Genomic DNA, 9054 nt, shown 5'->3' with positions numbered 1-9054 from the left:
CACTCGTCGAGCGCAAGACGCGATTGACCATCCTGGTCGCGATCCGTGGTGGCCACTCCGCGCAAGTCGTCGGGGATGCTCTCATCGAGCGCTTCACGCAGATGCCCGTCTCGCTGCGTCGGTCGCTTACCTGGGACCAGGGCAACGAGATGTTTCACCACGAGCGTATCGCGGACGCCACCGGCCTGAAGATCTACTTCGCCGATCCCCACTCACCGTGGCAGCGGGGATCAAACGAAAACACGAATGGACTTCTGCGGCAGTATTTCCCGAAGGGAACTGACCTAAGCGGCTGGACCCAAGACCAGCTCGACGAGGTCGCCACCGAACTCAACGACCGTCCGAGGCTATGCCTGAATGACCTCACTCCGAACCAGGCTGTGCGACGATGGTGGCCCCTGCACGATTACCCGATGATTCGCCACGACTAGTGGAATCCGCCGGGTGTACCCCGTGATCTTCATCGATGCGATTCACGTGAAAGTGCGGGATGGGCAGGTCACGAACCGGCCGATGTACGTCGCGATCGGGGTCACCGTCGACGGTGAACGCGACATTCTGGGTGTGTGGGCCGGCGACGGTGGTGAGGGTGCCAAGTTCTGGCTCTCAGTGCTCACGGAGATCAAGAACCGCGGTGTCGCCGACGTCTGCATCGTGGTGTGCGACGGGTTGAAAGGATTGCCCGATGCCATCAACACGGTGTGGGAACTCGCAGTGGTGCAGACCTGCATTATTCATCTGATACGCAACACCTTTCGGTTCGCGGCTCGGCAGTACTGGGATGAGATGGCGCGTGATCTCAGACCCGTCTACACGGCACCGTCCGAGTCGGCGGCGAAGGAACGATTCGGTGAATTCGCTGCGAAGTGGGGCGTGCGTTATCCGGCGATCGTACGGATGTGGGGGAACGCGTGGACAGAGTTCGTGCCGTTCCTGGACTATGACGTCGAGATCAGGCGAGTCATCTGCTCGACAAACGCAATCGAGTCGGTCAACGCCCGTTACAGGCGCGCGATAAGGGCCCGTGGACACTTCCCGACCGAGCAAGCAGCCCTGAAATGTCTGTATCTCGCCACACGGGCTCTGGACCCCACCGGGAAGGGTAAGGCACGATGGGTGATGAGGTGGAAGCCAGCGCTCAACGCGTTCGCAATCACGTTCGAAGGCCGCATCACCCCGAACGGTAACTAACCGACGCCGAGGTCGGATCCACCGTTAATCGGACACTCCCCGCGTAGCTGACAGATGATTGCGGGGCGGTGTGGATCGGCGCCGGGGGGTTTGCCGGGATCGCGGCGGGGGCGGGCGGGGGAGCAACGGCGACGGTTGTCGTGGGCGCGACCGGGGCGACCGGCGGAACGATGGCCGACGTCGTGGTCACCGGCAGGGCGGCGGTCGTCGTTGCGGGCGCCGCGCTTGAGGTGGTCGTGGGCCGCGCGCTCGATGCGTCGACTAGCGCCACCGACCCGCGGCTGCGCGATGGCACCATCCGGGCCCGGCTGGAGTCGATTCTCGCCTCGGATCCCGGCCGTTCCCCGGCGGATCAGCGCCGCCGCGCTCAGTCCGGGCTGGAGTTGCCGCTGTTGCCGACCATGACGATCGGCTCCTACCCGCAGACCACGGTGATCCGGGTCGGCCGGGCGGCACTGTGGAAGGGGAAGATCGATGACGCCGAGTACCTGAAGCGGATGGGGTCGGAGGTCGCGGATGTTGTTGCGTTGCAGGAGGAACTCGGGCTCGATGTGCTGGTGCACGGCGAGCCGGAACGCAACGACACGGTGTGCAGTACTTCGCCGAACAGTTGGACGGGTTCTTCGCCACCGAGAACTGTGTACAGTCCTACGGGTCCCGGTGCGTCGGTGTCATTTGTGATTCCTTCGCCGCGAACCGAACGGCGGGTTTCGCTGGGCAGTGATGAGGGCGCAGTCTTCCGGTGGTGCGGTCGGTGACCTTCGCCGGCTCGGGCGGGCAGGTCGTCATCCCGACCGGTGACAATGGGTGCGTGACCCTCCCCTTCAATCGAGTTCGGCGAGGTGGACTGCGAGTTGGGCGGCTAACCGATCCTCAGGATCGGAGAAGTCGAGCTCGAGTAGGGCCGTGATCTTATCGAGGCGGTTGAGGACGGTGTTTCGATGGACGTCGAGAACTTTCGCTGCTGCTGTCGCAGAAGAGTTGTTGTCGAGGAAAGCCGTCAGTGTGCGTGCCAGTTCGCCGCTTGTGTCGGCTTTATGTAGGGGGGCCATTAAATGGGTAGCGACATCGCGTAACGGTCGGTTGGAGTAGTAGCCGATGAGTAGGCGTCGGACGCTGGTAGCGTCGCTGTGCTCGACTGCAACAGTGTCTGATCGGGTCCGGGCCAGAAGGCACGCGGACTCGGCCTCTTGGATTGATGCGCGGATTCCGTCTGCACCTTCGAACGGCAAGCCAACTCCAGCGGCCAGTGAAGCGGACGGAACCTCGCTGGCAACCCACTCGAGTGCATCTCGCACGCGGCGTACGATTTTTCCACTGTCTTCGGCCATCGGCTCTACTTCAGTTGTTGTCCAGAAGACCCATCCTTCGGGCCGTTCAACGAGATCGGCGACGAGTCCGTGAAGTTTGAGTCCGTCCTCGATGACCCTGGCGGCGAGGTTGCCCCGCGCGTCGGCGCCACTGTCTCGACTGGCGATCGAGATCGCGGTATGCCATCCGGACAGACGCCAACCTAGCGCGGTGGCTCGTTCCACAGTTTGCCGAGTCGGGGCAGAGGAGTGCTCGACGACCTCAGTCAGAAGCATCGAACGTTGGCGACCTTCACGCTCGGCTGTCAGGGAACGTTGAAGCAGCTCCGTTGCGAGTGGCCATGCGGAGACCGCCAGAAGGTGCCGGGCAAGATCGATCCGCTCCTCCGTGCTCGCTGTAAGGGTGGCAATAAGCCAAAGATTGGCTGGTCCGTCACGGGATATGGCCACAGGTTCTACGACAAATGTCGCTCCGCCTGGACCTTCCATAGAGCGGCCCGAGGGCCGGGGGCTTTGCAGATGATCCAAGATCTGAGGTGACGTTACGCCAGTTTCTGTGCTGCCACGAACGTGGCTGCCATAAGCATCGACAACGGAGACCGTGCAGGAGAGCTGGTCAGAGAGTGCGCCTAGGAGCCGTTCCGGGGAATGCCCTACGAGTGGGAGTCGACGAATGAACTCCTGCAGAGCCCGAGCAATTCCGAGTTCAGGAAAGCGTGCCATGTAGTCGAGCCGCTCCACCACGTCGCCTACTGACAGCGATTTGCCAACGACAACCGGGATGCCGAGCTTGTCAGCCAGCCGTCGGGTTGTCACTAGCGCATGCCTGGGTGCCTCGCTGATGAAAATGAGGCCAACAAGACCCACACCGGTGGCGATTCGGATCGCAGTTTCAGCGTCGAGATCCTCGATGTTCGAGTCCTCTGGCCCGAAAACCGCCACAGTGTCTGGGGCAAGGGAAGACAAGCGGGACAGCGTTGTGCAGGCGCTTACCGATCTGACTCGCCGACCGAGGCCGTGCCGGCCACCCACGACTTCTGTCTCGTTGAGCACGCCACTCGCGAGTAATTGTGCGACGGTGGGAGACATCGGCGATGTTCCAATCTCTTATATTTGTTATAGGTGGGCGTTCACGTACTCAGTGGATTGAGGACGGGTCCGACCGCGCGAACTCGGACGCGGGCACCCCGGCCCGGTGAGTAGCCCAGCGGTGTCTCTCGAATGTCATCGACACGGATATGGCGGATGTCGGCGCCGGCGCGTACTGCCGCCATCCGGGCAGCTTCGACGGTCGATGCTAGGGACTCTTCACGCGAGCGGCGCTCATAGTCGAAGGTACGGTCGACGCTTCCGGACACATCCGCGACGGCTGCGCCCACGGCGGCGACGGCGCCAGCGTGATCGACGACGATCAGCTGATGTGCGGGATCATCGGGGAGCTGCTTCAGTGCCTCAGCGATTCGTCCGGCTGCGATCAGCGGCAGGTCATGATGAGTTCCGGCCATTCGTCGCACGGCGACCGCACATCGCTGGCGGTCACGTGCCGACAGGATCGGCCGAGCTGGATCTAGGGGTTCGGGTAGTGCGACGGTAATCAAATCGGGCATGCGGTTGCGGGTCCGAATGGAAGCGATGTCGGTTGGAAGCGACGACTCTTGCGGATAACCATCGATGAGAGTTCCGAATGTAATGGCTTCCGGTTGTGCGTACGCGACAACAGCATTCAGTTCTCCGCACAGGTGAGCGGCTCCACGCATTGCGTGGGAGATTGTACTTTCGATAGTGAGGATCGGCCGGCGCGCCGCTTCTCCTTCGCTCAGTAGCGTTCCGTCGTTCTGGGCGACATAGATTTGGCTGGTCGAGTCTCGTCGGCTGAGCATGTCGTTGCGGGCACGCAGCGCGCGAGCGAACGATCGAATGAGAGCGGCATTGAGAATGGTGGCGTTCTCGCGTTCGAGCAGACCGATTCCACCTGTTTCGTGGGCCAACGTCATCGGCGTTCCACGTCCGAGCACTGCCTGCACGATGCCGGCTGCGCGGAGTTCATGTTCCGGGTTCACCGTAGAGCTCAGCCCGGTGATGGCGATGGTCTCGGCGGAGTCGCGGCATTTTTCCGCGAAGACGCGGACTGCCTCGGTGTCGAGGTCGGCGAGAGGGAGACCATTGTAATCGTGGCCACCGCGCACAATGCTTACTTCTCGGGCGACGATGCCAGCAAGCTCGGGGGGCCACGTAGACATGGGTGAGACAGACACGCTGGCCGGGGCGGAGATCCGCAGCGCACCGACACCGGCCAGATCCTGGCGTTCGAGTGCCTCCCGGCCGGCCGTGGTGACAAAGGCGACATACGCAAGTTGGGAGGGGTCGACATCGGCGAGGACCTGGTCGAGGAGGTCCTCCAACCCCGCGGTGGTCGAAGTGGTTCGGGGCACCACAGTAGACATCTCGACGCGCAATGATTCGTTCAGAAGCGCTGCGCTCAAAGTGGATTCGGCGATGTCGATGCCGAGGCGGTGGCTACTCACAGGTCTGCTCGAAACTGGTGTAGTCCAAATCGTATCCGTAGCTTCTCGGCCCTGCGAGACTAATCCCGTCCGTGGTGGTCCATCTCGGGTGTGCCGGAATCCCGATAATGCGCGCGCGGTGACCAGGTGAGATGGCCTCGGTAGAGATCGGCTGGTTGGTTTCGAGGTGGAGGGCAACGATCAGATCCGGCGTGGTTACAACGGCCCGTCCCTCTTCGAGTGCGACGATATTTTCTGTTTGAAACTCCACTCGCAGTAATCGGTCGGGGTTTGCGAGGTGTTCGAGAACTACTGTGCCGCGGCTGCCCGGCACACCGGCGACCGGTCTGTTGACGTGAACAACGACGCCTTCGAACAGTGACCTTCCGTGTACGAAGGTCAGGAAATCATCCAGAGCGTGAGGATGGTCCGGCGCAGCGGCGGCCAGTTTTCTTCCCAGCTCGAGGCAATAGGTAACTGATCCATGCGCGGATGCCTTACGGCATTGAGTGCCCGTCATCGGGTAGGCCGCCATCACAGCCACTAATCCCATCTCTCGGATGCAGGCTCGGGCCATAACCTCGATCCCCTGATTGGTCGGCGCTCGCACCACCACATCGGTCCCGGGGCATCCCGTGAAGGCCGCGGGACCCGCGTCGATGCCCTCCAGGGCCAGCAACGTCATGTCAACGTGAGGGAAGGCGCGGCGCATGGCATCCGCGTCGACGCACGGAATGCCCAACCAAGCAGAAGCGGCCAACGGAAATAGGGCATTCGTCCCGCCCATTTCGAGAGGCATGATCGCACTGCAGGGTTGCCCGAGGATGCGCTCGAGAGCACGGATAGCCCGCTCTACTTCTGCCGGTCCGGGGAACTGCTCGAGAATCGCCGCTGGGGCGCCAACCATTCCAATTGTCAGCACCAACTCGTCGCGTCCGATCTGTGTGGGGCCGATAAGCTCGATCGGGCCGAACCGCCCGATGGCCTCGAACAGCATTGCCCCGGTCACCCACGTGTCACCCCCACCCCCCGCGCCCAGAACGGTGGCGCCGGAGGCCAGATCTTCGACATCCTCGCTACGAATCCTGCACACAAGCACCCTGCCTCCGCTGAGCAGATCCATGGCGCCCAATACGCCGGTTCCGCCCCTTGAGCAGTCCACCATGAGGAAAAAATCGACGGGATGGCTAGATCGCCCAACAGTAAGCCAAGAATACAGCGATTCGCCCATTGTTGCGTTGTGTTGGGTAGAACACAGTTTGAGGGCACATGGCCCAAGTTCGGAACCCTCAGCATCCGCAGGGAGCGGAGGAGTAGTCCGCAATCGACACAGAGGAGCACACCCTATGAGACTCGGAATCGACGTCGGAGGCACCAACACCGACGTTGTCCTGCTGAACGGCTCCGACATCGTCGCAAAAGACAAGTCGCCGACGAGTTCAGATGTCACGTCAGGTATTCGCGAGGGCATCGAGAAGGTGCTGGCGTCGAATCCGGAGGCCGTCATCGATGCTGTGGTGATTGGTACAACCCACTTCATCAACGCCGTGACACAGGCCAGGAATCTCGCGCGAACGGCGTGCATCCGAATTGCCACACCTCCGCAGACGATTATGCCGCTTACCGACTGGCCCGAGATTCTGGGCGCGGCGTGCAACGGAGGGATCTACATCGTCCGCGGTGGCACACAGTTCGATGGGCGGCGGCTCGACACCCTCGATGAGGATGCTGTCCGCGGCATCGCGCGTGGGCTCGCAGAGAAGGAAATCAACCACGTCGCTGTTACTGGCACGTTCTCACCCCTGAACGATGAGGACGAGGAGCGTGTCGCCGCAATCCTCGAGGAAATGCTCCCGGAGTTGTCAGTCTCGCTCTCTCACCAGATCGGTCGAGTAGGTATCCTCGGACGCGAGAATGCAACGGTTCTGAACGAGAGCCTGCGTCCACTTGCGGAGTCAGTGATTGCAGCATTCACCGACGTCCTGGCCGGGTTGTCAGTGACGGCGCCGGTATATGTCACCAGCAATGACGGAACACTGATGACACTGAGACAGGTTCAAGAACACCCCATTTTTGCGATCGGCTCGGGGCCAACGAACTCGATGAGAGGCGCTTCCGCCCTGTGCGAACTCGGCGAGCTCGACGCGGCTGTAGTGGTGGACGTCGGTGGAACCACGACCGATATCGGCCTTCTACAAGGCGGGTTTCCCCGAGAATCAACCGTCTCGGTCGACCTCGGCGGTGTACGAAGCAACTTCAGGATGCCGGACGTGGTCTCGCTAGGCATCGGAGGCGGCAGCGTCGTCGATACGACGACGGGAAAGGTAGGGCCTGCGTCCGTCGGCTATCGGCTGACCAGTGAGGCTCTCGTTTTCGGCGGAAACACCCTGACACTCACCGACCTGGTCGTCGCTGCCGGATTTGTGCAGATCGGCAACGTCGACGCCGTTCGGAACGTACCGCGTGATCTTGTGGACCGCGCACTCACAGACGTGCGCGAGCGGGTCAACGCCTCGATCGAACAAACCAAGCTCTCATCGGGCCGCGTCGTCATCGCCGTCGTCGGCGGCGGCGCCCCACTCATTGCACCGCTCGTTGATGACGACGTGCACGTTCCAGACCAGCCAGGATCAGCAAACGCGGTAGGAGCCGCACTTGCGATGGCCGGAGGCGAAGTCGACCGTATCGACTCCCTGGCCAGCACCACTCGTGACGATGTCCTCGAGCGGGCTCGATCAGATGCCCGTGAGCGAGCGGTCGCCGCCGGCGCCGACCCGAAAACAGTACGCATCGTCGACGAAGAAGACATCCCCCTGTCACACCTGCCTGAAGGAATCGCCACGCGTGTGCGTGTGCGCGCAGTTGGTGACATGATTTTGGAAGGAGCCTTGCTGTGAGGTACATCGACGAAGCTGCACTCGACGACATTGCCCTCGGCGCTACCATTCTCGGAGCAGGCGGCGGCGGCGACCCATACGTGGGAACCCTGCTTGCGCGTGAACAGATCCGCACCCACGGCAACGCCCCCCTCGTGGAATTGGACAGTCTGGACGACGACGCCCAACTTTGTTTCGTCGCGGTAATGGGAGCACCCGGCGTTCTCATCGAGAAGCTTCCTCGTGTGACCGAAGCTGTAAGCGCGTTGCGCGCTCTCGAAACGTATCTTGGTCGTCCCTTCACCCATATTGCGCCGATCGAGGCTGGTGGGGTCAACGCCCTTGTTCCCTTCAGCGCACTCTCTGCAGGTCTGCCCATCGTCGATGCCGACGGCATGGGGCGCGCGTTTCCTTCTCTCGAACACGTCACCCCAACCCTGCACGGTGGCGCCGCAACACCGCTGTCGATGGCAGATGAACACGGCAACGCAATGGTGTTGACTACTAGAACGAATCAGTGGTCCGAGACCCTAATGCGCGCGGCCACTGTCGCATCAGGATGTTGCAACATGATTGCGCTCTACCCGATGACCGGCGCACAGGCGAAGGCGTGGCTCATTCCTGGTGTAATCACCCTTGCCGAGGAGCTTGGCCGCCTCGTGCGCACCGCCCGGGCGGAACACCGCTCGCCCGCCGACGCGGTCGTGGCGTACCGCGGCGGCCGAACCCTCTTCGAAGGTAAAGTCACAGCGGTCAATCGAAGCAATACCGACGGATGGACTCTGGGCTCGGTCGATCTGCAGGGCATCGGCGACTGGGACGGACACGAGATGACCGTCCGATTCCAGAACGAGAACATCGTTGCCCAGCGCGACGGCGAGATCGTCGCTACCGTGCCTGATCTCATCATGCTGATGACCACCGATTCCGGGCAGCCGATCACCGCTGAAGAGGTGAAATTCGGTTACCGCCTCAGTGTTCTCGGGATTCCCTGTGATCACCGTTGGCGCACCGATGCCGGTCTGGCACTGACCGGACCGCGGGCATTCGGATACGACACAGACTTCCGTCCGGTTGAGACCACCGCCTGATCGCGCATCGCCCTCCGCGATCTACAGCCGGGTGGGCGTCGGTCCAGCGACCGACGCCCACCCGGCTGTCACCCATGGGGAG

The 9054-nt window shown here is 62.2% G+C and carries 6 protein-coding genes and 2 pseudogenes; 5 read left to right on the top strand and 3 right to left on the bottom strand.

Going from position 1 to position 9054, the window contains the following annotated elements; all coding sequences use genetic code 11:
* The 3 genes and pseudogenes from ACFWAY_RS32320 to ACFWAY_RS32310 all read left to right on the top strand — a co-directional run.
* A partial coding sequence (locus tag ACFWAY_RS32320; protein ID WP_378513415.1) for an IS30 family transposase occupies positions 1-431 on the top strand: 431 nt, incomplete at its 5' end.
* Positions 432-444: 13 nt separating this feature from the next.
* Positions 445-1191 (top strand): annotated as a pseudogene (locus ACFWAY_RS32315) (IS256 family transposase); the annotation flags it as partial.
* Positions 1192-1454: 263 nt separating this feature from the next.
* Positions 1455-1858 (top strand): annotated as a pseudogene (locus ACFWAY_RS32310) (5-methyltetrahydropteroyltriglutamate--homocysteine S-methyltransferase); the annotation flags it as partial.
* 157 nt (positions 1859-2015) lie between these two features.
* Here ACFWAY_RS32310 and ACFWAY_RS32305 read toward each other — a convergent pair.
* From ACFWAY_RS32305 to ACFWAY_RS32295, 3 genes are all read right to left on the bottom strand, one after another.
* Positions 2016-3467, bottom strand: a complete 1452-nt coding sequence (locus ACFWAY_RS32305; RefSeq protein WP_378513414.1) for a PucR family transcriptional regulator — start codon at positions 3465-3467, stop codon at positions 2016-2018.
* 164 nt (positions 3468-3631) lie between these two features.
* Complete coding sequence (locus tag ACFWAY_RS32300) at positions 3632-5026, bottom strand: hydantoinase/oxoprolinase N-terminal domain-containing protein (RefSeq protein WP_378513413.1); 1395 nt, start codon at positions 5024-5026, stop codon at positions 3632-3634.
* Entirely contained in the window at positions 5019-6236 is a 1218-nt protein-coding gene (locus ACFWAY_RS32295; RefSeq protein ID WP_378513412.1) for a DUF917 domain-containing protein, read from the bottom strand. The genes ACFWAY_RS32300 and ACFWAY_RS32295 overlap by 8 nt, the downstream gene beginning before the upstream one ends.
* Positions 6237-6351: 115 nt before the next feature.
* Between ACFWAY_RS32295 and ACFWAY_RS32290 the strand changes: the two genes are divergently transcribed.
* Together ACFWAY_RS32290 and ACFWAY_RS32285 are read left to right on the top strand one after the other, a co-directional pair.
* Positions 6352-7902, top strand: a complete 1551-nt coding sequence (locus ACFWAY_RS32290; protein WP_378513411.1) for a hydantoinase/oxoprolinase N-terminal domain-containing protein — start codon at positions 6352-6354, stop codon at positions 7900-7902.
* Positions 7899-8972, top strand: coding sequence for a DUF917 domain-containing protein (locus ACFWAY_RS32285; RefSeq protein ID WP_378457878.1), 1074 nt, complete (start codon positions 7899-7901; stop codon positions 8970-8972). Before ACFWAY_RS32290 ends, ACFWAY_RS32285 begins: the two co-directional genes overlap by 4 nt.
* The last annotated feature ends 82 nt before the right edge of the window (positions 8973-9054 follow it).

Origin of the sequence: Rhodococcus sp. NPDC059968 (assembly GCF_042738615.1) — a bacterium.
Classification (GTDB): domain Bacteria; phylum Actinomycetota; class Actinomycetes; order Mycobacteriales; family Mycobacteriaceae; genus Rhodococcus_F.
Note: the sequence above shows the minus strand (reverse complement) of the source record. Positions and strands in the feature narration are given on the sequence as shown.

Bases quoted from the DNA above. Each gene is read 5' to 3' on its own strand.
- ACFWAY_RS32295 (WP_378513412.1), bottom strand. From the start codon at position 6,236: ATGGGCGAATCGCTGTATTCTTGGCTTACTGTTGGGCGATCTAGCCAT.
- ACFWAY_RS32290 (WP_378513411.1), top strand. From the start codon at position 6,352: ATGAGACTCGGAATCGACGTCGGAGGCACCAACACCGACGTTGTCCTG.